This is a genomic window from Agarivorans aestuarii, from assembly GCF_019670125.1.
GTDB classification, from domain to species: domain Bacteria; phylum Pseudomonadota; class Gammaproteobacteria; order Enterobacterales; family Celerinatantimonadaceae; genus Agarivorans; species Agarivorans aestuarii.
The window spans coordinates 4,069,865-4,094,707 of the sequence record NZ_AP023033.1 but is presented as its reverse complement, the minus strand read 5'-3'; the positions used below and the strand labels follow the sequence as shown (position 1 = coordinate 4,094,707).

Below are 24,843 nucleotides of genomic sequence, written 5' to 3'. Positions count from 1 at the left end.
AAAAAGGTAGCCTAAGCTACCTTTTTTGCTATTAGCAGTTACGGAGCTCTAGTAGTAAGAGTGCTCACCTGCTTGGTGTTCAGTCACATCTTTAACGCCGGTTAACTCACCAGGGAAGGCTTCAAGCAACTGCTTTTCAATGCCTTCTTTTAGCGTAACATCTACCATGCTACAACCATTACAACCGCCGCCAAACTGCAGCACTACCACGCCTTCTTCGGTTAGCTCCATTACGCTAACTTTACCACCGTGTGAAGCCAAGTTAGGGTTAACCTGAGTTTCAATGGTGTATTCAACACGCTCAATCAGTGGAGCATCTTCATCCACTTTACGCATCTTGGCGTTAGGTGCTTTAAGGGTAAGTTGTGAACCTACTTTGTCGGTCACAAAGTCGATTTCAGCTTCTTCCAAAAACGGCGCGCTAGCGGTATCAACCATGGCTTTAAAGCCGTCGAATTGTAGCGCGGTATCATCTTCTTCCACTGATTCCGGTGGGCAGTAAGATACGCCACACTCTGCGCTTGGTGTACCAGGATTAACCACAAATACACGAATATGGGTGCCTTCAGGCTGTTGTTCTAGCAACTTAACAAAATGTTGTTGAGCTGTTTCTGAGATCGATACCATCTGCTTCCTCGATACCTGACTAAAATACTAAGGTTTATTGTACGGCTTTTTAAACAGCGCTGCTAGTGCTTATCTTCGTTGTGAAGGTTTTGGGGTACGTGCAATAGCCCAGATGTCGACTCGCTCAGCACCGGCAGCTTTAAGTTGCCTAGCTAGCACGTTAGCGGTGCTGCCGGTTGTTACAACATCATCAACTATCACCCAGTGTTTATAGCTAACTTGGTCTTGGCAACTGAAGCTGGCAGCCAAGGCTTTTTGCCGTTGTCGGCGGGTTAGCCCGGCCTGGCTTGAACCATAATGTTTACGTGTAAACGGCTTTAGCACTGGCTTAGCAGCCTGTTTTGCCAATTGCTTACATAAGACTTCACTTTGGTTAAAACCGCGTCGCCATTGCTTAAACCAATGCAAGGGCACAGGGCAAAAGACTTCAGGCAGTGGTGCCTGAGTTTGTTGAATATGCTGCCAAAATAACTGACCTAGTGGCTTAGCCAAATGCTGCTGTTTGGCATATTTGTAGGCTTTAATCACCGGCTCTATTGGCCATTGGTAGTCACTTAAACACACTACTTGGTCGTAATTAGGAACCTTGCCTTGGCACTCGCCGCATATTCCTGGCTCAGCCAAGGGCAAATAACACGTCTCACAACGATGTTGGCTAGGCGTTAACAGTAGGGCGCTGCAGCTGTCGCAACAAGCTTGATTGAGCCTTTTGCTTTGAAAGCAAAAATCACAGTGTTTAGACAACACTAAGCGGGAGTTTAAAGCTGCGTGAAATCTAGTTAACATGAGCATCCTTTTTGATGAGTAGTTAAGTGTAGATGAGCAAATTGCATTTTGAACGTCATGGCTCTGGCCCTGCGCTCATTCTTATTCATGGTTGGGGCTTAAACGGCGCTGTATGGCAGCCTGTTACCGAGCTATTAGCCGAACATTTCAGCGTTTATCTGGTGGATTTGCCCGGTTTTGGCCACTCTCCTGCTATTGAGCCGCTTAGCTTGGATGGCATGGTGCAGGCGATAACTGCTCAAGTACCCGAGCGGGCTATTTGGTTAGGCTGGTCTTTAGGTGGCTTGGTGGCTAAGTATGCGGCCATTCATCAGCCGCAGCAGGTTGCTGGTCTTATTACCGTGGCCAGCTCGGCCCATTTTATTGCTAAATCGGAGTGGCCGGGAATTCAAGCAAAAGTGCTCGATGGTTTTGCCAGCGGTTTACAGCAAGATTTTAAAAAGACCTTACAGCAGTTTTTGGCCATCCAAGCCATGGGAAGCGATCAAGCTAAGCAAGATATCAAGCTGCTGCGAGAGCTACTGGCAACTAGGCCTTTGCCACAACTTAGTGCCTTAGAGCAGGGCTTAGCTCTATTACAAAGCCAAGATTTACGTGATGAGTTGGCGCAGATCTCGATGCCTTGGTTGCAGCTTTATGGACGCAGCGATGCGCTGGTGCCAAAGGCTGCCATGCAGCAACATGCCGAGCTTCATCCCGCGGCAACTCAATACTTATTTGCCAGTTCTTCGCATGCGCCTTTCATTTCAGAGAAGCAGTTATTTGCTGAAAAAGTACTCGGCTTTGCGCGCAGCATAGTGGTGTAAAAGTGAGCAATTTGCTAGAATTAAGGCTATCTATGATTGAGGCAGCAACTAACTAGGCGGAGGGCAATATGCAAATTGGCGCAGCAAGTAGCGGTTTTCAAATTATTGCCAATGCAAATCAGCAAGTTAGCGAAAGTGCTCAAACACTTGCCGAAGTAGCAGCAAAGCGTGAACCGCAACAAAACGAAGTGGTTGATGCCATTGTGAGCCTTAGCCAAGCTGAGCTTTATGCTAAAGCTGGCGCTAAGGTGATACAAACCGAATCTAAAATGTTAGGCACTTTACTGGATGTAGAGGCCTAGTATGAATATCAATGTTAGCTTGCCTAATGTTTTCCCCAATACCTTAACTCCGCCTACGGATTCAGCCCGTCGCGACAATCAGTTGCGTCAGGTGATAGCTCAACCCAAAGAAGTCGCTAGTTTTGCTAAAGAGCCCGAGGTAGGCGCTGAGAAAGATCGCAGCAAGCCGCAAAGTACGGCTCAATACCCTCAAGTTCAAGAACAGCAGCAAGCTAAAATAAACGAACGAGAAGCGCAACAAGGGCGCGAGCACCAAGGCGAGCAGCAGGGTAAACAAGACGAGCAAAAAGGCAGTCAAGACCAGTCCGGCTCTGATCAACCCAGTGCCAGACAAAAAGGCCAAAACGAGCTTAGCGAAAGCGAGCAGAAGAAAGTTGATGAGCTAAGTGCGCGCGACCAAGAGGTGCGCACCCACGAAGCGCAACACCAAGCGGTAGGTGGACAATACGCCAGTGCCGCCTCTTTTGAGTTTGAACGTGGCCCCGATGGCAAGCAATATGCGGTAGGCGGTGAAGTGTCTATCGATGTGAGTGAAATCCCCGATGACCCACAGGCTACCATTGCAAAAATGGAGCAGGTACAACGGGCGGCCTTAGCGCCTGCCGAGCCTTCTTCACAAGATCGACAAGTGGCCGCTCAGGCTCAACAAAAAGCGGCTGAGGCACAACGCGAACTTAATCATGCTCAACCACCAGGTTTGTTGGCATCCGACGAACAACCTTCAGCCTTTGGTACCACAGCTGCCGAAGCAGCTGTGTTTGAGCCTTCTCAACAAGCGCGAGAGCAGCAAAATGCTCAAGCCTTGCAACAACGCTACCCAGATATTGCTCAGCAAATGGCACAGCGTAATCAAACCATTGAACAGCGCTATAGCAGTGTTGCGGCCTTTAAGCCGCAATCTCAATTAAGCTTACAAGCTTAAGTCTATTTTTTTCTACCTCGTTATTTCTTCGCTTTGGCAAAAGCATCTGCAAAGGCACTATTAATAGGTGCGCTAGTTTGAGCTTTCTTATTGGCTGGCGCATTTGTTCTTTGCGGCTTAGCTTTGCTTGATGGCTGGCTAGGGCGAACCTCTTCATCTAAGCGCATGCTAAGGGCAATACGTTTGCGCTGAACTTCTACTTCCAGCACTTTTACCTTAACAATGTCGCCGGCTTTAACCACTTGGTGCGGATCTTTTACAAAGTGGTTGGCTAAGCAGGAAATATGCACTAAACCGTCTTGATGAACGCCAACATCAACAAACGCACCAAAGTTGGTGACATTGGTAACCACGCCTTCTAACAACATAGCTGGTTTTAAGTCACTAATGGTATTCACACCCTCTTTAAAGGTGGCGGTTGCAAACTCTGGGCGAGGGTCGCGGCCGGGTTTTTTCAGTTCATCAATAATGTCGGTCACTGTGGGGAGACCAAACTTATCACTAGTAAATTGCTTAGGATCGAGTTTGTTTAAGCGCTCACCATTGGCAATTAGCTGGCTAACTTCACACTGGCTATGTTCAGCGATAGCTTTTACTACGGGGTAGGCTTCGGGGTGAACCGCCGAACTATCTAAGGCGTTTTTCGCTTGGTTTATTCGCAAAAATCCGGCTGCCTGCTCAAAGGCTTTGGGACCTAAGCGCGCCACTTTTTTGATGGCGGCACGTGATTTAAACGCACCGTGCTCGTCGCGGTAGGCCACTATGTTGTGCGCGATGGTGGTGTTTAAACCCGCCACAAAACTTAGCAGCGGTGCCGAGGCCATGTTTACATCCACGCCCACGGCATTTACACAGTCTTCAACTACGCTGTCTAATTGTTGTGATAGTTTGCTTTGGCTAACATCGTGTTGGTATTGGCCAACACCAATCGCTTTGGGTTCAATTTTCACAAGCTCGGCTAGCGGATCTTGTAGACGACGAGCAATTGACACCGCGCCACGAATCGAAACATCTAGCTCGGGAAATTCTTGCGCTGCAAGCTCTGAGGCAGAATACACCGATGCGCCAGCTTCACTCACCATCACCTTTTGCAAGCCTTGCGGTGGCAACATGCCGATAAGATCAGCGGCCAATTTATCGGTTTCACGCGAAGCAGTGCCGTTACCCACACTAATTAGCTTAACTTGGTGTTTAGTCACTAAGCTCGCCAGCGTTTTTAAAGAATCTTGCCATTGATTGCGCGGAGCATGTGGGTAGATGGTGTCGTAAGCAACCAGCTTACCGGTGGCGTCTACTACCGCTACTTTAACCCCAGTGCGCAAGCCCGGATCTAAACCTAAGGTGGCTTTGGGGCCGGCAGGCGCAGCCATTAATAAGTCATTTAAATTGCGCGAGAACACACTAATAGCTTCGTCTTCACCGCGCTCACGTAGCTGGTTAAGTAACTCGGTTTCCAGCTGCAGCTTAAGCTTAACTCGCCAAGTCCATTGCACCACCGTGGCTATCCAACGATCGCTAGCAAGGCCTTTAGGTGCGAGCTCGAAGTAGTCACGGATCATTTGTTCGGCAGGGTGGTTTAAGCCCTCTTCTTGTTCAACTTCCACACTTAGGTTGAGAATGCCTTCATTACGTCCACGCAATATGGCTAAAGCGCGGTGAGAAGGTATTTTTCCTATGGCTTCGTGGTAGTCAAAGTAGTCTTGAAACTTTTGGCCAGCTTGTTGCTGGCCGTCAATGACTTCGGCCTTCACCGTCGCGTTTTGTTGCAAGAACAAACGAAGCTTCGCTAACAGCGGTGCTTGCACGGCAAAGCGTTCCATTAGGATGAATTTGGCGCCATCTAGCACCGCTTTGTTATCGGCAAAGCCTGCATCACTATTGATGAAATCTTCGGCCAAGTTTTCAGGTATTGAATCTGGCTGGCTGAGCAAGAGCTCGGCTAAAGGCTCGATGCCTGCTTCAATGGCAATTTGCCCTTTGGTTCGTCGCTTAGGTTTGTAAGGAAGGTAAAGATCCTCAAGCTCAGTTTTGCTGCTTGCGGCATTAATTGCTTGTTCAAGTTGTGGGCTTAGCTTGTCTTGTTCGGCAATGGATTTAAGAATGGCGCTGCGGCGTTGCTGCATGTCACGCAAATAAATTAAGCGCTGCTCTAACAAGCGCAATTGCCCGTCATCTAATCCGCCGGTGGCTTCTTTACGGTAGCGAGCAATAAAAGGCACCGTTGACCCTTCATCTAGAAGTTTAATGGCGGCACTCACTTGTTGAGCTTGTGCGTTGATATCTGTAGCAATTTGTTGTTCTAAATTTTGCATGGGCTTATGTAATTTTAGATGCGCTGCTTGTTGCAGCAGAAAAAGTGTCCTCTATCTTATTCGCTTATAAATAGGCATCAAGCAGAAAAACTAATATGTAGAATCTTAATAGCGTGAAAACTGTTTCACAGCGTGACAAATTTTTCATAAGCACTTCATAGATACGTTTTGTTGCAGGCTGTTGGTCATAGTTATGTGAGCTAAAGCCATAAACATTATTCAGTTACTGAATTAGAGTGAACATGATTTTAATGCCTCAGTTCAAGGAGAGCGAAATGAGCGCGAGCGACAAGACTCTTTTCAATGTAAGTTTAAGCCGTGTTAGCCAAAGCATTGTATTGGCTAGTTTAATGAGTGCACCGGCACTTGCGGCCAGTAATGAAATGCTTAGCAATACCGATTTTAGTAATGGTACCACCGGTTGGTGGTCGAGCGGCGCCGAGCTGGTGACCAAAGACGGCGAAGCCTGTATGGACATTAAGCGTGCTGGTTCAAATCCATGGGATGTTATTTTAGGCCAACGTGGATTTGGTTTGGAAAAAGGCCAAGATTACGCTATTGATTTTGTGGCCCGCGCTGACAAAGACACCGCCTTTACCGCCCTTATTCAACATAATGGCGCGCCTTATACGCAATACTTTAATCAAGTATTAGAGATTGGCACTGAGCCAAAATCCTTTAGCTTCAAGTTCACTCAAGACCAGAAGAGTGATGCTAAAACCGAGTTTCAGTTTCAGTTGGGCGCACAAAAAGAAGCGGTGTTGTGTTTTAGCGATATATCGGTGAAAGGTAAGTCTTTTGTTATCGTAAACAAAATTCCTAACATTCGCTTAAACCAAATTGGCTTTTATCCTAAAGCCGAAAAAATTGCGGTAATTAGCAGTGAAGAGCAACAACCGCGGGTTTGGCGCGTAAAAGATGCCGAAGGCAATCACTTACTTACCGGTAAAACCAAAGTATTTGGGATGAATGCTGCCTCTGGCGAAACAGTGCATCAAGCAGACTTTTCTGCCTTAACGACAAAGCATGATAACTTGGTGTTAGATGTAGATGGTCAAACTAGCCATCCTTTCAAAATTGCTGATGATATCTACCGCGAGTTAAAACACGATGCCTTAGCTTACTTCTACCAAAACCGTAGCGGTGTAGAGATTAAGCAAGAGTTTGTACAGCGACCAAACTTGGCGCGTCCAGCTGGGCATGCACCAGATGTAGTGAGTTGTTTTGATAAAACCGACGACAAAGGCAACAAGTGGCCAGGTTGTGATTTTGACATGGACCTCACCGGCGGTTGGTATGACGCAGGTGACCACGGTAAATATGTGGTAAACGGCGGCATTAGTACCTGGACCTTAATGAACCTTTACGAGCGCTCGCAATTTATTGATGGCGCTGACGAACCGTTTGCTGATGGCAAGCAACCGATGCCAGAAGCCGGCAATGGTGTTAACGATCTATTGGATGAAGCGCGCTGGAACATGGAGTTCATGTTGGCGATGCAAATCCCAGAAGGCAGCAAAGTATCGGTGCCTGTGGGTAACCAACAAGAAAACGTTCGCTCGCTTAAGCTCACCGAAATTGATGCCTCTGGTATGGCGTTCCATAAGGTAGCCGATGAAAAGTGGACCGGTATGCCATTACCGCCGCACAAAGATACTCAAAAGCGTCATGTTGGCCAATCGAGTACTGCAGCTACCTTAAACCTAGCCGCTACTGCAGCGCAGTGTGCGCGTATTTGGAAAGACATCGATGCTGATTTTTCCGCTCAGTGTTTAACTGCGGCAAACCGTGCTTGGCAAGCTGCCAATAAACACCCAGAAGTATACGCTTACGATAACTTCACCGGCTCTGGTCCTTACGGGGATACTGATTTAGCTGATGAGTTTTATTGGGCAGCGGCAGAGCTATTTATTACTACAGGTGAACCTAGGTACTTAGAAGCAGCTAAAGCATCTCCTGTATTCTTAGCGGCGCCAGTGGGCGACGAAACGGCCAAAGGTGATTTGTTCTGGCAAGATCTAAGTTCAGCAGGCACCTTGAGCCTAGCTCTTGTCCCTAGCAAGCTAGACCAAGCCACACGTGATAAAGCTCGCGCTAAGATTATTGCTACGGCCGATGCTTACTCTGCACACATGGCTAAAGAGGGTTACCACATCCCGTATAGCGTAGAGCAGTACCCTTGGGGTTCTAACTCTAACTTGGTGAATCGCGGTATTTTCTTAAGCTACGCCACAGACTACAGTGGCGACAGCAAATACATGCAGACTTTGGCGCATGCCTTGGACTACATCTTAGGGCGAAACCCGCTTGATCAGTCTTACATTACTGGCTACGGCAGCAACCCGCTTAAAAATCCGCACCACCGTTTTTGGGCGCATCAAGCCGATGCCAACTCACCTAAACCTGCACCAGGTGCGTTATCGGGTGGGCCTAACTCCATCAGCTTTAGTGACCCAGTTGCAGCCGGCCTTAAAGGCAATTGTATTGGCCAAACCTGTTTTGCTGATGAAATTGGTGCTTGGACTTTAAATGAGATCACCATCAACTGGAATGCCCCCCTAGTTTGGGTTACCACAGTATTGGATGAGCACCGCCTTAAGTAAGAAAATTGTAATAAACAATTAGCATAGGCCGACATTATGTCGGCCTTTATTGCTTCAAAAAATTAAGTAATTACTGATGCTTGGGGGCAGTTAGTCACTGATAATGTGATCTATAACGGCGTTCTAACGCTCAATATCATTGAAAACAAGTTCTTGGCCGAGTTGGTGTATATAGTGGTATCGGGAGTTTTACCTCTCTGGCCTGCTAATTCAGCTTGGCAGCACAGAGGAAAGGTAAAATGCGAACTCGTGTTAGTTGTCAGAGAATCAATGTGAAAGATAAAAATAAATTGGAGCAACGCTCAACCGTTTATGATGTCGCCGCGTTGGCTGGGGTATCGCCTAGCACCGTATCTCGGTTTATGAATCAAACCACCTATGTGTCTGATGCAAAACGTAAACAAATTCAAGCTGCTATGGTTGAGCTAGGCTATAAACCTGGCCAGCAAACTGGAGCCAGCGCTAGTAGCCGCACCATGACCATTGGGGTACTAGTACAACATCCCGACAGCCCATTTTATTCTTCAATTTTAAGAGGTATTGAGGAAGTTCTGCTGGCTCAGGGCTATTCGCATATTATCGTAACCGGCCACTGGAATAGCGAAGAAGAAATGGAGTCGATGCAGCTGCTGTTATCGCGCTCTGTGGATGGGATCATTATTGTTACCGGTGGCTTAGCAGACGAACAAATCGTTGAGTTTTCTAAAAAGCGACCGATTGTTGCACTGGGCCGTGAGCTAGAAGCCGCACGACTGCGCTCAATTAAGATTGAAAACTCAGTGGGCGCTTACATGGCTACTAATCACCTTATTCAGTTAGGCCATCGCGAGATCGTTCATATTCGCGGAGCAGAAGGTCACCCCGATGCCCAGCAGCGTTACAATGGTTATTGCCAAGCTATGGAACATGCGGGTTTACCGGTGAAAATGCAGCTAGTAGAGCAAGGTGACTTTAGTGAACAAGGTGGCTTTGAAGCGGTGCAGCGTTTGTTGGCCAATAAGCGCCAGTTTAGCGCAATTTTTGCGGCCAATGATTTAACCGCGCATGGCGCGATGTTAGCGCTATATAAAGCCAATCGACCAGTGCCAGAGCGTGTTTCGGTAATTGGCTTTGATGATGTGCCCGGTTCTGCATTTTTCATTCCGCCACTTACCACAGTGCGCCAACCTATATTTGATACCGGTTATGCGTCTGCTTTAACCATTTTGGATATGTTAAATGGCGGTGCCAGCAACTCTTTCCGTATTCCGCCAGTTGAATTGGTGAAACGAGAAACCACTCAAGCCCACGTGCTCTAGTTAAAGCTAGCGAGTTTACTGCCTAAGTCGTTTATAATTGGCTTAGGCAGACTAAATGACGTAGCGATGAAAACCAATCTAATTACCCGCCCTGGCTGGCATAAACTCGATGAAGAATTAAAGTACTTGTGGAGGGTGAAACGCCCCGAGGTGACCCAAGCCGTATCTGAAGCGGCCGCTCTGGGGGATCGCTCAGAAAACGCCGAATACAAAGAAGGCAAACGCGAGCTTCGCCGCATCGATTCTCGGCTGCGCTTTCTTACCAAACGATTAGACGCCCTAGAGATTGTTGACCACCACCCTCAGCAAAACGGCAAAGTGTTTTTTGGCGCCTGGGTTGAGCTAGAAAATGATGAAGGCGATATTGTTCGCTATCGCATTGTTGGCACCGACGAGATTGACCCCAAACTAGGCTATATCACTATCGACTCTCCCATGGCGCGCGCCTTAATAGGCAAGCAAGTGGATGACGATGTGTTTGTAAAAACGCCCTCTGGCACCAAAGAGTGGTGGATTAATCTTATTCAATACACCCCTTTCGAGTAGCGGAGCTAATTCTGTTAGCTAACTATTTGTCTTAATGCATATTTAACCAGTAGTTAGCGGCTAAAACCCCCATGTTGAAAATAATTCATCTAAAGCTATGTTTAAGATGAATAACGTTGACTTACTTTATCTTCTCTTTAGTATCTAGCGGTATAGACGTCTAAAAGTCTTTAACGGAGAAGGTCAATGGGATTTCACAACGCGCAACAAATCGAATCACTCAATCAAAGCTTAAGTGAGCTTAACCGCGATATTAACGTGTCCTTTGAGTTCTTCCCGCCAACCACCGAGACCATGGAGCAAACTTTGTGGTCGTCTATCGAGCGTTTGCAAACCTTAAAGCCTAAGTTTGTATCGGTAACCTATGGCGCTAACTCCGGTACTCGAGACCGCACTCACAAGGTGATCAAAGCAATTAAGGACCGCACAGGCTTAGCGGCAGCACCGCATTTAACCTGCATCGACTCAACGCCCGATGAGTTGCGCCAAATTGCTCGCGACTACTGGAACAGCGGTATTAAAGACATCGTGGCCCTACGCGGTGATTTGCCCGAGGGCTCTGCCAAGCCGCAAATGTACGCTAGCGACTTAGTGGCCTTGCTAAAAGAAGAAGCCGATTTTGATATCTCGGTCGCGGCCTACCCAGAAGTTCACCCAGAAGCAAAAAGCGCCCAAGCCGATTTATTGGCACTAAAACGCAAAATGGATGCCGGTGCCAACCGCGCCATTACCCAGTTCTTTTTTGATGTAGAGAGCTACCTGCGCTTTCGTGACCGCTGTGCAGCAATCGGTATTGAAGGGGAAATCGTACCCGGTATTTTGCCAGTATCTAATTACAATACCCTGAAAAAGTTCGCCTCTTTTGCCAATGTAAAAGTGCCAAAATGGCTACACAATCAGTTTGCTGGCTTAGAGCATGACCAAACTACTCGAAACCTAGTAGGCGCCAGTGTTGCTATTGAAATGGTCAAAGTATTATCGCGCGAAGGAGTGAAAGACTTTCACTTCTACACGCTTAACCGCTCGGAGTTGTCTTACGCTATATGCCACACCTTAGGTGTTCGCCCAGCTGAAGCCGTACCTGCTTAGTGACGAATGCAGCTGAGAGATAAAAAGCCTAGCAATGCTAGGCTTTTTTGTATCTGGGAGGGCGGTCAATAAAAGTAGATTATCTTCAAACAAACTATTGGACATAAATGGGTCAAACGAAGAATGATGACTAACTTTTGAGCCAAAAACCGTGCTTCAGATAAACATCATCATCGATATTTTTGCTGGTGATGATGTTTACTTAATTGTATTTAATTCTCACAAATTGAGACTTTATCTCCTGACAGGAATAGTTCTATTGTTGTCTTATTTTTCGAGTTGTAAACTGGTAGTTGGTAAACGGTAATTTCCGTTTGCACCTCATTGTTCCCTTGCAACTCAATCATCCTTTCGTACCAACTATTTAGGTTAACCTCTCTCCTTACTGCAATTTGATAATGGTGGTCAGATAACTGACTGACTTCAACTGTTTTAGACTCATCAGAGCTAATAAAAGCATCGCCAATAGGGAGTAACGTCGAATGGTTAACCTGGTAGCATTGTGCATATTCATCAATTAGTAATTGAAAAACTTCAGTAACGCTTAAATCAACTTTAAATGTCAGCGGCGGATATTTAGAATTTCTAAATTCTTCTGCGGTTTCTGGTGGCATCCCACAGCCGCCAAGCAAGGCAACAAACAGCATTGAAATAATTCTCATGATTTCACTCTAAAAAATAAACAAGTTAGTTTTGACTTTATACTTATACATTAGCCACCACCAACAACAACTACAGTAATGATAAATCCAACATTGTAGAGTGCAAGGTTTTATAGAGGCAGGCATTCATTCATTTACACGTTTAAATGGCAGTGTTTATACACTTGATAAGCTAATTAAATTAAATAAAGATAAGTAGGTAAAAGCTTTAACATGCAATGGCATTTTCTAGCTAACTTCGGGGCAAGAGCGTTTCACAAACTTGATAGCCAAGATTGTGCTTTTCAATCCCATTATCTTCGCCGAGTAGCGCAAATGAACAAGGGAGCAGAGTTGAAGTCTGTTTGAGCGTAGCGAGTTACTTCAACTCCCTTGTGAATGCGCAACGGAGGGTCTAAGAAGATGCGGGGCGAGTTTTCTTTTTGCTTCGCTAAGCTTTGGTTGTTAAAGCTTAATGACGTCGCCGCAGGCGAAAGCTTTTGCTCTATAGCTAACACATAAAGGGGCAACAATGAGTTTGACTCTAGATGCCACATCGTGAACTTGAAGCCGAATGCTCAGCTTATGCTAAACGCACACCCACTAACTACATGGCCACGACCCCAGTTACATCAACAGCGCATTTACCCCAGAGCATATCAGCCACATGATTAGGGCGTAGTACCAGTTGTTTTTAAGTATTTGGCTGGTGGAGAATTGGTAGCGGCCTATCATGGTTAGGCCTACGCCAGATAGGGGGCTGCTGCCGGTGGATATTGCCCAAGAACTTAAGAATAGAAAACCTAGCTGACTAGGTTCGGGATTAAGCGGCAATAACAAAGGGCTGGCTAAAGAAATGCTAATAACTGGATGAATGCCAAACATGCAGGCCACGATCATCATTGCCAACACTACTGCAAAGGTTTGATGGTTAAAGCTTACGTTGTGCAGGCTTAAGGTTTCTGGATAGGCCAGCAACAAGGCTTTAATACCTGCCGAGAATACCCCAGCAGCTAAAAACAGCACGTACTGGCTGCCAACATTAGATAAGCGATGGCTAACAAAGTTTCTGGCAATGAGCACTTTTGAGTTCCCTTTGGCAAAACTTAAGGCTGCAACAGGTGCTAGGCAAGTAATCATCAAAATAATGCTGAAATCGGGGAAGGCGAAATGCAATGCAATCACGCTGGTGGCGAGCACAAAGGGAATGGTTAAGCTTTCTCGACGCAAGGGGTAACCAGCAAAACTGTCTTTTTCGCGTAGCGATACTTCTGCGATGGTAAACGCCAAAGCGATAAGCGCCATTAATGCGCCTGGAACTAATACATCTAACCATTGCATACCGGGGGCGTAAGTAATGGAAACCGCAGTGGCAATAAAAAATGGAGACCACCAGGCTGCGGCACAAAAACAGCGCATTAATACTTTTTGTTGGGCGTTAGTTAAAGCCTGCTGTTTGGCCAAGCGGTCGCCGACAATGAATACAATTGATAGATTGATGACCGCACCCAGCAGGTTCATGCCTAGGGCGGTAGAGGCAATGCTGCGTTTGCCAATGGGCAAAGGATCTTGTTGGTTTTCTGGGTTAGCTAAGGCAAGAAAAGATACCGCGCTAAACATGGCCAGCAAGGGCAGGTTAATCGACAAAATATCGATGGCGCTAAGGAAAGCGTTCTGCTTGGCCGCCACTAACAGCAATAAAATGCCAATGGCCAATAAGCTGCCTGCTTGAATGCGAATGGCTTTACTAAGTTGCGGCAAATACACAATGGCCGCAGCCCAGGTTACTGCCGTGGCTAAGCCTATACCTATAACCCCAAAGGCATAAAGCAAGTAAAGCAGTAGTGAGGCGAGAAACAACCATCCCTTGTATTGTTGCATTGAAGACATCCTAAGGATCAATGAGCGAACGCTGCTACGGCAGCACAACCTGCCTGTAGTGAACTTTTAGCTTAGCCTAAGAACAAACAACCCCGCATAAAGCGGGGTTGCTACGGTTAAATATGTATGTATTTAACCGGTGTTACGCATACCTGCTGCAATACCTGCAATGCTTACCATTAAGGCTTGATCAACTACTGGGCAAAGTTCTTCGTTAGCACGAGAACGATTTAGCAGCTCAACCTGTAATACATGCAAAGGATCGATGTAAGGGTTACGCAGATTAAGTGACTCAACCACCCAAGCTTGGTTAGCCAGTAATTGGTTGTCTGGTGCTAGCGAAACAATCGCTGCTTTAGCGCCTTCTAACTTAACTCGAAGCTTTTCACCTAGCTCTTGCAGCTCTGGCTCTACTAAGCGTTCGTCGTAGATTTTTGATAACCAAGTATCGGCTTTCATAAATACCATTTCTAACATCGCTAAGCGGTTATCAAAGAATGGCCAAGCACGCATTTCAGTTAGTAGCTCGCTTTTACCTTCTTTAATTAAGCCTTCGAATGCCGCGCCGCTGCCTAACCAAGCCGGTAGTAATAGGCGGTTTTGGCTCCATGAGAAAATCCATGGAATAGCACGTAAGCTTTCTACGCCACCATCTGAACGACGTTTAGCTGGGCGACTGCCCAATGGCAGTTTCGCTAACTCGCGCTCTGGGGTTGCCGAGCGGAAGTACGGAACAAACTCTTCTTCGCCCCAAACAATGCCACGGTAGGCATCACAAGAAGTTTTGGCAATTTGATCCATCACTTCACGCCATTCGTCTTTTGGCTCCATTGGCGGAACCAAGTTCGCTTCTAATACTGCGCTGGCGTAAAGGTTTAGGCTGTCCATGGCAACTTTAGGTAGACCGAACTTAAAGCGGATCATTTCGCCCTGTTCGGTTACACGCAAGCCACCTTTTAGTGAACCTGGAGGTTGTGATAGCAAGGCTGCGTGCGCTGGCGCGCCACCACGACCAATAGTTCCGCCACGGCCATGGAACAAGGTTAAGCTGATTTGATGACCTTCACAGATAGATACCAGCGCTTCTTGAGCGCGGTACTGCGCCCACGACGCCGCTAATACACCCGCGTCTTTAGCTGAATCTGAGTAACCAATCATTACGTGTTGTTGGCCAGATATGTAGCCACGGTACCAATCAATCGATAACAGCTTGCTCATGGTAGCTGGGGCATTATTCAAATCATCTAGGGTTTCGAATAATGGTGCAACCGGCAAGCGGAACGGACAACCAGCTTCTTGAAGCAATAGTTGCACGGCTAATACATCTGATGGCTCGCTGGCCATAGAGATGATGTAAATGCCTAAGGCTTCGCGCTCTTGCTTGGCGATAATGGCACAGGTATCTAGTACCTCTTGCACAGACTCGCTTGGCTCCCAATCGCGTGGGAATAGCGGACGCTTAGAGTTTAACTCTTGCAATAAGAAGTGCTGTTTATCGGTCTCGTTCCAGTGCGCGTAATCGCCCATGCCTAAGTAACGAGTGATTTCTGAGAATACTTCTTCGTGACGGCCACTGTCTTGGCGAATATCCAAGCGCAATAGGTTGATGCCAAAACAAGCGATACGGCGCAGTAGATCTAATAAGGTGCCGTCGGCAATGATGCCCATGCCGCAGTCTTGTAGTGAGTAGTAACAAAGCTCTAATGGCTCACGTAACTGCTCGGTATTGGTGATTAGGTCGCGTGCCTCGGTGTACTGGCCTTTTAACTTAGCAGTGAGGTAGTCGTGAGTTTCTTGTAGCTCGCTGCGCAATACTTTTAATAAGGCACGGTAAGGTTCGTTTTGGTCACCCGTTTGCTCAAGTAGCGCTTCGTTAGCATCGCTCATCGAAAGTTCGCTAACTAAGGTTTGGATTTCTTTGAGGTAAAGATCTGCCGCCACCCAGCGGCTTGATAGTAATACTTCTTCGGTTACCTTAGAGGTTACAAATGGGTTGCCGTCGCGGTCACCGCCCATCCATGAAGAAAATACCACTGGCGCAGCATCTAATGCCATACGCATATCAAAATGCTGGCCTAGCTTTTTGTCTAGCTGGCGAACAAAGTCTGGCACGGCTTGCCATAGCGAGTTTTCAATTACCGCAAAACCCCATTTAGCTTCATCTACCGGAGTAGGCCGCTGCTGGCGAATTTCATCGGTGTGCCAAGCTTGGTTAACTAGCTGCTCTAGGCGGCCAAGTAATTGGCTGCGCTCTTGGTCTGGCAAGTCTAACTCTAGCCAATCTAAACAGTTATTAATGCTAACGTGTTTATTGATAAGGGTACGGCGAGTCACCTCTGTTGGGTGGGCAGTAAGAACCAACTCAATATTGAGTTGTGCTACAGCATGGTGGATCTCTGCTTCACTTAAGTTTTCTTGCCTTAGCTTGTTGAAAACTTGGTCGATAGGATCTTGTGCGCAGGTACTGCCTTCGCAGTTACGTGAAATGGTGTGGAATTGCTCGGCGATATTGGCCAAATTTAGGAATTGGCTAAAGGCGCGGGTTACCGGCAATAGCTCATCATCACTTAGGTTACGCAATAGTTCCAATAACTGCTCGCGCGCCTCATCATCATTGTTACGTGAGGCTTTAGCTAGCTGACGTATGGTTTCTACTTTCTCTAGAAACGCTTCTCCCATGTGGCTCTTGATCGTGTTACCAAGTAGTTGTCCGAGTAGACCCACATTTCCTCGTAACGAGGCGTTAATCTCCTGAGGCATATTCTGGCTCATTGTCTTTCCTTCACTGTTTGCGTTTGCTAGCGATTATTGAAATTTTTTTACTAAATCACCCTAGTCCTAGGGCAAAAACATACCTAAGACCGAGCATATAGTCAAAATACCTGTAATTAAATTACAAATAACGCTGTTTCCTTTGCTTAGGATCAAGCGGCTATTTATAGATTGTTACTCATATTTTAATAAGGGCAACTTTGTTTGGCTTACTTTTTAACCTATGCGCGTAAATTTAACAATAAATAAAAATTCATTTTTATTGCATAAAGAATTGCCTGTGGTATTCTCCGTTTATATTAAAGACAGCTAGTTTTTTTTGAGCTGACAAGGGTGACATTTTGTTCATTTGGTCAGTAAAATGCAGCTCAATAAATAACACTATGCCATAAGATTTCAAGGGAACAAGAAACGATGTTAAAGGCAGCGATTGTTGGTGCAAGTGGATACACCGGAGCGGAGTTGGCAGGCTATGTAAGTCGCCATTCAAATTTAGAACTTGCTGGGTTGTATGTTTCAGAGCGAAGTGTAGACGCAGGCAAGGCGCTATCTACTCTGCACGGCAAATTACGCGGTGTGGTTGACGCTCCTGTACAACCGTTAATTGTGGCTGATATCGCCAAAAACTTTGCTGATATTGATATAGTTTTGTTAGCCACTGCACACGAAGTAAGCCATGATTTAGCCGAAGCATTTTTAAATGCAGGTTGTCAGGTCTTCGATTTGTCTGGCGCCTTCCGTGTTCAAAGCGCAGAGTTTTACGAAAAATTCTACGGTTTTACTCACCAATTCCCCGAGTTATTAGAAAAAGCAGTATACGGTTTAGCTGAATGGAATGCCGAGAAAATTAAGCAAACGGATTTAGTTGCTGTAGCGGGTTGTTATCCAACTGCATCATTAACCGCGCTTAAGCCATTAGTAGAAGCTGGGTTGATTGAGCCAAGCAACAAAGCGGTAATTAATGCTACTAGTGGCGTTAGTGGTGCAGGGCGCAAAGCCTCGTTAACTAGCTCATTCTGCGAAGTAAGCTTAGCGCCTTATGGAGTGTTTAATCACCGCCACCAACCAGAAATTGCTGCCCACTTAGGTCACCCAGTGATCTTCACTCCACATTTGGGTAACTTTAAACGCGGTATTTTAGCCACCATTAATGTGGTGCTAAAAGCAGGCACCACTGAAGAGCAAGTAAATGCGGCTTATCAGCAAGCGTATGCAGGCCAAAACATTGTGCGCATATTGGAAGGTGAGTGGCCTTCTATTGCCAAAGTAGAAAACACACCGTTTATTGATGTGGCTTGGCAACAACAAGGTGAAGACTTAATTGTGGTGTCGGCTGAAGATAACCTATTAAAAGGTGCTGCTAGCCAAGCTATCCAGTGTTTGAATATTCGTAATGGCTTTGCCCTTACCGAGTCGCTGGTTTAGGAGCAGGCAATGAAACCATTAGTGATTAAGTTAGGCGGCGCCGTTTTAAATAACAGCCTGGCCTTAGACAATTTATTTGCTGCCTTGCGACAAGTTAAGCAACCTATTGTATTAGTGCATGGCGGTGGCGTAGTTGTAGAAGATGTATTAGCTAAAACCGGCTTTGTATCAGAAAAGTTAGACGGCTTGCGCATAACACCTAAAGAGCAGATTTCTTATGTGGTAGGTGCCTTAGCGGGTACCAGCAATAAGTTGTTGTTAGCGCAAGCGCTAAAAGCAGGTTTGTCGGCTGTGGGCTTGTGTTTAAGTGATGCAGGCTCTTGTAAAGTAAGCCAAATGGATGCACGTTTAGGCCATGTAGGCGAGGCATCTTTAGGCAACCCCGCTTTACTAAATAGCCTTATTGAGCTGGGCCACGTGCCGGTAATGAGCTCAATTGGTATTGGCGAAGACGGCGAACTTTACAATGTGAATGCCGACCAAGCTGCGTTAGCGGTGTGTAAATTGCTGCAGGGCCAATTGGTGTTATTATCCGATGTGGCTGGCGTACTCGACCAAGATAAACAGCTGGTGGCTGAGCTAAATAGCGCACTGGCTGATAAATTGATTGCCGATGGTGTGATTACCGATGGCATGACGGTAAAAGTTAAAGCAGCTTTAGAGGCTGCCGAATTTTTGCAAACACCGGTTTCGCTAGCGTCATGGAAAGATCCTGCGAAACTCGCCAGCTTGTTAGCTGGACAAACATATAAAGGTGAGTCGGTAGGGACTCAAGTTACCGTTTAAGGAAAGATGATGAGTGATTTTAAACACCTGTTAAGCTTGCAGGACCTAACTCAAGAACAAATTTTAGGGCTGCTTGAGCTGGCCGCTAAAATTAAAAAAACACCCGCAGATTATGGGCAAACCCTTGCAGGTAAAAGTGTTGTAACTTTGTTTGAAAAACCATCATTACGTACACGAGTAACTTTTGATATTGGCATTAACCGTTTAGGCGGCCATGCGGTGTATTTAGACCAGCAAAATGGTGCGATGGGCGAGCGCGAAAGTGTTAAAGACTTTGCCTCTAACATTACCCGTTGGGCTGATGCGATTGTAGCGCGAGTGTTTTCTCATAAAACCCTACAAACTTTGCGTGAGCATTCGTCGGTACCAATTATCAACTCACTGTGTGATTTGTACCACCCATGCCAAGGCTTGGCCGATTTCCAAACTATCGCTGAGCACTACTCAGATTTAAGTAAAGTTAAGCTGGCTTACTTAGGCGACGGCAACAATGTGACGCATTCATTATTGTTAGGTGGCGCTATCTTAGGCATGGAAGTGGCTGCAGTTTGCCCACTAGGTGCAAGCCCAGATGCGCAAGTTGTGCAAAAAGCTAATCAATTAGCCAAAGCGCATGGCGGCAAAATTGTAGTGACTAATACCGTTGAAGACATTAAAGGCTACGACGTAGTATATGGTGATACTTGGGTATCAATGGGCGACGATACGCCACTGCAATCAGTAAAAGATAAGTTTATGGCTTATCAAATTAACCAGAATTTGATGCAACAATGTGGTATTAACCACGTGCTGCACTGCCAACCTGCTCACCGCGAGTTGGAAATTACTTCGGAAGTGATGGACGGTCCTCAGTCTTTGATTTTTGATCAAGCCGAGAATCGTATGCATGCACAAAACGCCGTACTAGTAAGTTTATTAAGTTAGTGAATGTTCAGCTCTAGGCTGAGTTAAACAAGGAATTTTTAAATGTCAGATATCAAAAAAGTAGTATTAGCATACTCAGGCGGCCTAGATACTTCGGCCATCATTCCGTGGTTAAAAGAAACCTACAACAACTGTGAAATTGTTGCCTTTTGTGCCGATGTTGGCCAAGGCGAAGAAGAGCTAGTGGGTCTAGAAGAGAAAGCTTTAGCCTCTGGTGCATCTGAATGTTACATCGTTGACCTTAAAGAAGAGTTTGTTGCTGATTACATCTACCCAACCATTGCTTCTGGTGCGGTATACGAAGGAACTTACTTGCTAGGTACCTCTATGGCGCGTCCTATTATTGCTAAAGCGCAGGTAGAAGTAGCGCGTAAAGTAGGCGCCGATGCGGTATGTCACGGTTGTACCGGTAAAGGTAACGACCAAATTCGTTTCGAAAGCTGTTTTGCTGCGTTAGCGCCAGAGCTAACAGTGATTGCGCCTTGGCGTGAGTGGGACATGGAAAGCCGTGAAGATTTGCTAGATTACTTAGCAGAGCGCAACATTGCGACGACTGCTTCAGCAACTAAAATCTACAGCCGTGACGCTAACGCATGGCATATTTCGCACGAAGGTGGCGAGCTAGAAGACCCATGGAACGAGCCAAGCAAAGGTGTTTGGACACTAACTGTTGATCCTGTAGACGCGCCAAACGAGCCAGAATACGTAAGCTTAAAAGTTGAGCAAGGTCGTGTTGTTGCAGTAAACGATGAAGCACTTAGCCCTTACCAAGTAGTAATGAAGCTAAACGACATTGCAGCTGCTCACGGCGTAGGCCGTATTGATATCACCGAGAACCGTACCGTTGGTATGAAGTCGCGTGGTTGTTATGAAACTCCGGGCGGCACAGTAATTGTTGCTGCACTGCGTGCGATTGAAGAATTAGTACTAGATAAAACTTCACGTGTATGGCGCGAGAAAGTGGGTCAAGAAATGGCGCACTTGGTATACGACGGTCGTTGGTTTACACCTTTATGTAAATCGCTTATCGCTGCCTCAGAAGCTATGGCAGCCGATGCCAATGGTGATGTAGTGATTAAACTTTACAAAGGCCAAGCCGTTGCCGTACAAAAACGTTCGCCAAACAGCTTGTACTCAGAAGAGTTCGCTACTTTTGGTGAAGACCAAGTTTACGATCAAAAGCACGCTGAAGGCTTTATTCGTTTATACTCTCTAGCCAGCCGGATCCGTGCTTTAAATAGCAAATAAGATTGGTAGAAGTAATAAGCAGGAATACTTAGACCTCAGTGGCTATCTGCTCTGAGGTCTTTGCAATAATAAATGGAGAGTAAAATGGCATTGTGGGGTGGGCGTTTCAGCCAAGCTGCAGATACCAGATTTAAGCAGTTCAACGATTCTTTACGTTTTGACTACCGTTTAGCGGAGCAAGACATAACGGGTTCTATTGCCTGGTCTAAGGCCTTATTAAGTGTTGGCGTTCTGACACAAGATGAGCAAAGCAAACTTGAAGACGCATTATTAGACCTAGGTAAGCAGGTTGCCGAAAACCCACAGCAAATTTTGGGTAGTGACGCTGAAGATATTCACTCTTGGGTAGAAATTCAGCTGATTCAACGTGTTGGTGATTTAGGTAAAAAGCTGCATACCGGCCGCAGCCGTAATGACCAAGTTGCTACCGACCTAAAATTGTGGTGTAAAGGTCAAGGTGTCGAGTTATTAGAGCACTTAGACAAGCTGCAACAAAAACTGGTTAAATTTGCTCGCCAGCAACAAGACACTGTACTGCCAGGTTACACTCACCTACAACGTGCTCAGCCAGTTACTTTTTCTCACTGGGCAATGGCCTACGTAGAAATGTTTGAGCGTGATTACTCGCGTTTGCAAGATGCCCTAAGCCGTTTGGATGTATGTCCGCTGGGTTGTGGCGCTTTGGCGGGTACTGCTTACCCTATGGATCGCCAGCAAATTGCTAAAGATTTGGGCTTCCGCCGCGCTACGCGTAATAGCTTGGACTCGGTATCTGACCGTGACCACGTGGTTGAGCTTATTTCTACTGCTTCTATTAGCATGATTCACCTAAGCCGCATGGCTGAAGATTTAATCTTCTATAACTCTGGTGAGTCTGCCTTCCTAGACTTATCTGATCAGGTAACTTCTGGTTCATCATTGATGCCACAGAAGAAAAACCCAGACGCCTTAGAGCTTATCCGTGGTAAAGCCGGTCGTGTTTACGGTTCCTTGTCGGGCATTATGATGACCCTAAAAGCCCTGCCTTTGGCTTACAACAAAGACATGCAGGAAGACAAAGAAGGTTTGTTCGACGCGCTAGATACTTGGGGTGATTGCTTAGCCATGGCTGAGTTAGTACTTGATGATATGGACGTACACGAAGAAACCACCACGGAAGCAGCTAAAGGCGGTTACTCGAATGCGACTGAGCTTGCCGATTACCTGGTGGCTAAAGGCATTCCATTCCGCGAGGCTCACCACATTGTGGGCATTGCGGTAGTTAAAGCCATTGAAAAAGGTGTACCGCTTGAAGAACTTAGCTTGGCTGAGTTTAAAGAGCTAGCACCAGAGATTGAAGACGATGTTTATCCAAACTTGTCCTTAGAGTCTACACTGGCGAAACGCCAAGCCCTAGGTGGTGTAGCGCCTGAGCAAGTTGAACATGCGCTAACCGAAGCAGAAGTTCGACTATCAAAACGCAATGTGAAAGGTTTGTATGTACGTTCGGCACGTATGACCGACTTAGACAACATTGAAGACATGGTGAACTACTGGTCGCAAGCGGGTGAAAACCTGCCACGTCCTCGCCCAGAGCTAGTGCAAGCAATTGGTGATTTCACGGTGAGTGAACAGGCCGGAAAAGTAACCGGTTGTGCTTCTCTGTATCTTTACGATACCGGATTAGCTGAGATTCGTTCACTAGGCGTAAATCCTGGTTCGCAACGTGCAGGCCAAGGCCGAGCTATGGTGCAGCACCTAATGAAGAAAGCTAAGAAGATGGAAATCGAGAAGGTATTTGTACTAACTCGTGTGCCAGAATTCTTCATGAAGTTAGGCTTTAGCCCAACCTCTAAAAACATGCTGCCAGAGAAAGTGATGAAAGACTGTGATATTTGTCCTCGCCAACATGCCTGTGATGAAGTTGCTTTGGAGTTCATCATTGATAACAGCACGCTTATTCATAAGCAAAACGTGGCTTAAGGGTCATAGTTAGTGTTGCCAAAGCCTCGCACTTGCGAGGCTTTTTTATTGCCGTTTACTTAGCGGGAACTTGGATAAGGCTAATCACTGGGCGATGATCAGATAAGTTGTCTGGCCCAACTTGATAGTTAACAAAATTTGAGTCCTTAGAGAGAAAAATCCAATCTAAGCGTTTGTTTTTATAGCTGGCCAAGTCTTTATTGCCCAGTTCAAAAGCGCGCCAAGGGCTTTGTTCAAGAAAACGGTTCACCTCATCTGGCTTGTGAAGCTGCCCTTGGCTATTAAAGTCGCCCATGATAATGGTGCTGCTTGCTGTGTCTTGTAGATGCGCATTGAGTTGCTCAAGTTGCTGCTGGCGAATACTGGCGCGAGAAAAATCTAAATGTACTGACACCACATCAAGGCTTTGCTGAGAATTTAGCGCAATCCGAGTATGGGTAAAACCTTTGCTGGTGGTTGGTGGACTAGGGGCAAAGTTAACTGCAAGCGCCTCACTAATTGGATACTTGGAAAGAATAGCCGTGCCATAGTTAGCCAGCTTACTGCTGCTATGAATACTATGGGCATACCAAGAGTAACCGGCGTGTTGCGCTAGGTAAGCAACATGATCAAAACCGCCAGACCAAGCAGAGCTGGCGTCGGCTTCCTGTAAAGCAACAATGTCTATGTTTTGCTCACGCAAATAAGCAGCGATATCCAGTAGATTCTGTTTAGTGGCACTTCCACTAACCAATAGCTGGTTAAGCCTATGCTTGCGGCCATGGGCAATATTAAGGGTAGCCACTTTGAGTTGAGGTAGTGGGCTGCGAGTTGTCTCGGTGTGAGGCCAATAGCCAACTTTTAAAGGAGTAGTACTAGCAGAGTGGTGCTCTCCACTTGAGCAAGCACTTAACGTTAAGACCAAACCAAGCAGGGAGAGTTTAAGCCAATTAATCTTTGCCCAAATCAAGATTAGCTTAAACCTAATAGTTGCTGTTGAGCTTGCTTATTCATGCCTTTTACCACTAGTTCGAAGGAATTATCAATCAAAGGTAAGGCTTCATGCTCGGCATCGCTGCCGTCAAAATTGAGTGTTAACCAATGACGCTTATTCATGTGATAGCCGCGGGTAATGGCCGGATAAATATCGGTTAGTGCATCAATCTGCTCAGGCTGGCATTTTAAGTTCATGTTCATTACGCCGTCTTTCCAACTCACTAAAGCGAACATTTTTCCACGCACTTTAAATACCGGAACATCAGGCGCAAAGGGTAAATCTTGAGTGACCTCAGGCTTATCCAACAAGTACGATTTGAGTTGTTCATAGTCCATGTGTAGAGCCTGCTTTAGAAATCAGCTTCTATATTAGACCGAATAGTCGGCTTTTTCTAAGCGCTAACTATTCTCTACTGACATCTTTCTAGGTACCCAAATCTAGGCGATGTTGGTTAACGTGACTAAAGATCCGCTCGCCATCTAGAACCTGGGCAAAGGGCATTGGGTTATCGCAGTATTCCAAAACGTAATCGGTGAGCTTTTCTTGCACTATGCTAAGTAGCTGTTCTTCTGACCAAGGTTTAGCTAAATAGTAATTTAAGCCACCGCGATTAATCGCTTCGATGGTGTCGTGTAAGCCGGCTTGCCCGGTTAGCAGTATCTTTTTAGCTGATTCGCTAGTAGCGGCGTGGTTTAGGTCGATAAGAAAATCAATTCCTAACTCATCGGGCATAATGTGGTCGGCGAGAACAAGCGCTAGTTTTCCGCCTTGAGCTTCAAAATCCTTAATCACTTGGCGCGCTTCGGCCACGCTTTCGGCGCCATCAATTGTAAAAGGTGGGCTTAAAGGCTGAATGTCGTTTAACACGCTATCCAATACTTCGCGTTCATCATCAACACACAAAATCAGTAATTGTTCCATAGTGCGACTCCTTTAA

General features: G+C 46.2%; 21 protein-coding genes. 12 read left to right on the top strand and 9 right to left on the bottom strand.

All coding sequences use genetic code 11. The features are described from left to right. Nucleotides 1-48 precede the first annotated feature (48 nt). Nucleotides 49-627: a Fe-S biogenesis protein NfuA gene (nfuA, locus tag K5609_RS18980; RefSeq protein ID WP_221074986.1), complete on the bottom strand. Its 579-nt coding sequence runs from the start codon at nt 625-627 to the stop codon at nt 49-51. Between the two features lie 69 nt (nt 628-696). After that, the gene (locus K5609_RS18975) at nt 697-1,413 is read right to left on the bottom strand and encodes a ComF family protein (RefSeq protein ID WP_221074985.1); all 717 of its coding nucleotides are present in this window, start codon (nt 1,411-1,413) and stop codon (nt 697-699) included. A gap of 32 nt (nt 1,414-1,445) precedes the next feature. Here K5609_RS18975 and bioH point away from each other — a divergent pair, with 32 nt between their 5' ends. The 3 genes from bioH to K5609_RS18960 all read left to right on the top strand — a co-directional run bounded on the left by bioH (nt 1,446) and on the right by K5609_RS18960 (nt 3,443). After that, nucleotides 1,446-2,219, top strand: a complete 774-nt coding sequence (gene bioH, locus K5609_RS18970) for a pimeloyl-ACP methyl ester esterase BioH (protein ID WP_221074984.1) — start codon at nt 1,446-1,448, stop codon at nt 2,217-2,219. A 68-nt stretch (nt 2,220-2,287) separates the two neighbouring features. After that, nucleotides 2,288-2,521: a hypothetical protein gene (locus K5609_RS18965; RefSeq protein WP_221074983.1), complete on the top strand. Its 234-nt coding sequence runs from the start codon at nt 2,288-2,290 to the stop codon at nt 2,519-2,521. A 1-nt stretch (nt 2,522) separates the two neighbouring features. Beyond that, nucleotides 2,523-3,443 carry a putative metalloprotease CJM1_0395 family protein gene (locus K5609_RS18960; protein ID WP_221074982.1) on the top strand — a complete coding sequence of 307 codons (921 nt, stop codon included), beginning with the start codon at nt 2,523-2,525 and terminating at the stop codon, nt 3,441-3,443. 20 nt (nt 3,444-3,463) lie between these two features. On the opposite strand, the gene K5609_RS18955 is transcribed toward K5609_RS18960, so the two are convergent. Next, entirely contained in the window at nt 3,464-5,755 is a 2,292-nt protein-coding gene (locus K5609_RS18955) for a Tex family protein (RefSeq protein ID WP_221074981.1), read from the bottom strand. Nucleotides 5,756-6,030: 275 nt separating this feature from the next. On the opposite strand from K5609_RS18955, the gene K5609_RS18950 reads away from it, so the two are divergent. The 4 genes from K5609_RS18950 to metF all read left to right on the top strand — a co-directional run bounded on the left by K5609_RS18950 (nt 6,031) and on the right by metF (nt 11,291). Next, the gene (locus K5609_RS18950; RefSeq protein WP_221074980.1) at nt 6,031-8,358 is read left to right on the top strand and encodes a glycoside hydrolase family 9 protein; all 2,328 of its coding nucleotides are present in this window, start codon (nt 6,031-6,033) and stop codon (nt 8,356-8,358) included. Nucleotides 8,359-8,630: 272 nt separating this feature from the next. Then, nucleotides 8,631-9,656, top strand: a complete 1,026-nt coding sequence (locus K5609_RS18945) for a substrate-binding domain-containing protein (protein WP_221074979.1) — start codon at nt 8,631-8,633, stop codon at nt 9,654-9,656. A 66-nt stretch (nt 9,657-9,722) separates the two neighbouring features. Beyond that, complete coding sequence (gene greB, locus K5609_RS18940; RefSeq protein WP_221074978.1) at nt 9,723-10,202, top strand: transcription elongation factor GreB; 480 nt, start codon at nt 9,723-9,725, stop codon at nt 10,200-10,202. Nucleotides 10,203-10,388: 186 nt separating this feature from the next. Beyond that, nucleotides 10,389-11,291: a methylenetetrahydrofolate reductase gene (gene metF, locus K5609_RS18935; RefSeq protein ID WP_221074977.1), complete on the top strand. Its 903-nt coding sequence runs from the start codon at nt 10,389-10,391 to the stop codon at nt 11,289-11,291. Nucleotides 11,292-11,503: 212 nt separating this feature from the next. Here the strand turns inward: metF and K5609_RS18930 are convergent, their stop codons facing one another. From K5609_RS18930 to ppc, 3 genes are all read right to left on the bottom strand, one after another. Next, nucleotides 11,504-11,953 carry a hypothetical protein gene (locus tag K5609_RS18930; RefSeq protein WP_221074976.1) on the bottom strand — a complete coding sequence of 150 codons (450 nt, stop codon included), beginning with the start codon at nt 11,951-11,953 and terminating at the stop codon, nt 11,504-11,506. 606 nt (nt 11,954-12,559) lie between these two features. After that, on the bottom strand, nt 12,560-13,813 hold the full coding sequence (locus K5609_RS18925) for a hypothetical protein (RefSeq protein ID WP_221074975.1): 1,254 nt from the start codon (nt 13,811-13,813) through the stop codon (nt 12,560-12,562). A gap of 132 nt (nt 13,814-13,945) precedes the next feature. Further along, a complete protein-coding gene (ppc, locus tag K5609_RS18920; RefSeq protein WP_246611898.1) occupies nt 13,946-16,585 on the bottom strand; it encodes a phosphoenolpyruvate carboxylase in 2,640 nt (879 codons plus the stop codon). Between the two features lie 414 nt (nt 16,586-16,999). On the opposite strand from ppc, the gene argC reads away from it, so the two are divergent. The 5 genes from argC to argH all read left to right on the top strand — a co-directional run bounded on the left by argC (nt 17,000) and on the right by argH (nt 22,930). Continuing rightward, nucleotides 17,000-18,010 carry an N-acetyl-gamma-glutamyl-phosphate reductase gene (gene argC, locus K5609_RS18915; protein ID WP_220720151.1) on the top strand — a complete coding sequence of 337 codons (1,011 nt, stop codon included), beginning with the start codon at nt 17,000-17,002 and terminating at the stop codon, nt 18,008-18,010. A gap of 9 nt (nt 18,011-18,019) precedes the next feature. Continuing rightward, on the top strand, nt 18,020-18,796 hold the full coding sequence (argB, locus tag K5609_RS18910; RefSeq protein WP_221074974.1) for an acetylglutamate kinase: 777 nt from the start codon (nt 18,020-18,022) through the stop codon (nt 18,794-18,796). Between the two features lie 9 nt (nt 18,797-18,805). Then, on the top strand, nt 18,806-19,720 hold the full coding sequence (locus K5609_RS18905; RefSeq protein ID WP_221074973.1) for an ornithine carbamoyltransferase: 915 nt from the start codon (nt 18,806-18,808) through the stop codon (nt 19,718-19,720). A 42-nt stretch (nt 19,721-19,762) separates the two neighbouring features. Continuing rightward, entirely contained in the window at nt 19,763-20,968 is a 1,206-nt protein-coding gene (locus tag K5609_RS18900) for an argininosuccinate synthase (RefSeq protein WP_221074972.1), read from the top strand. Nucleotides 20,969-21,052: 84 nt separating this feature from the next. Next, nucleotides 21,053-22,930, top strand: coding sequence for an argininosuccinate lyase (gene argH / locus K5609_RS18895; protein WP_221074971.1), 1,878 nt, complete (start codon nt 21,053-21,055; stop codon nt 22,928-22,930). A 55-nt stretch (nt 22,931-22,985) separates the two neighbouring features. Here argH and K5609_RS18890 read toward each other — a convergent pair whose 3' ends face one another. The 3 genes from K5609_RS18890 to K5609_RS18880 all read right to left on the bottom strand — a co-directional run bounded on the left by K5609_RS18890 (nt 22,986) and on the right by K5609_RS18880 (nt 24,827). Further along, nucleotides 22,986-23,879: an endonuclease/exonuclease/phosphatase family protein gene (locus tag K5609_RS18890; RefSeq protein ID WP_221074970.1), complete on the bottom strand. Its 894-nt coding sequence runs from the start codon at nt 23,877-23,879 to the stop codon at nt 22,986-22,988. Nucleotides 23,880-23,881: 2 nt separating this feature from the next. Next, nucleotides 23,882-24,241, bottom strand: a complete 360-nt coding sequence (locus tag K5609_RS18885; RefSeq protein ID WP_221074969.1) for an MmcQ/YjbR family DNA-binding protein — start codon at nt 24,239-24,241, stop codon at nt 23,882-23,884. An 88-nt stretch (nt 24,242-24,329) separates the two neighbouring features. After that, complete coding sequence (locus tag K5609_RS18880) at nt 24,330-24,827, bottom strand: response regulator (RefSeq protein ID WP_221074968.1); 498 nt, start codon at nt 24,825-24,827, stop codon at nt 24,330-24,332. Nucleotides 24,828-24,843: the final 16 nt, after the last annotated feature.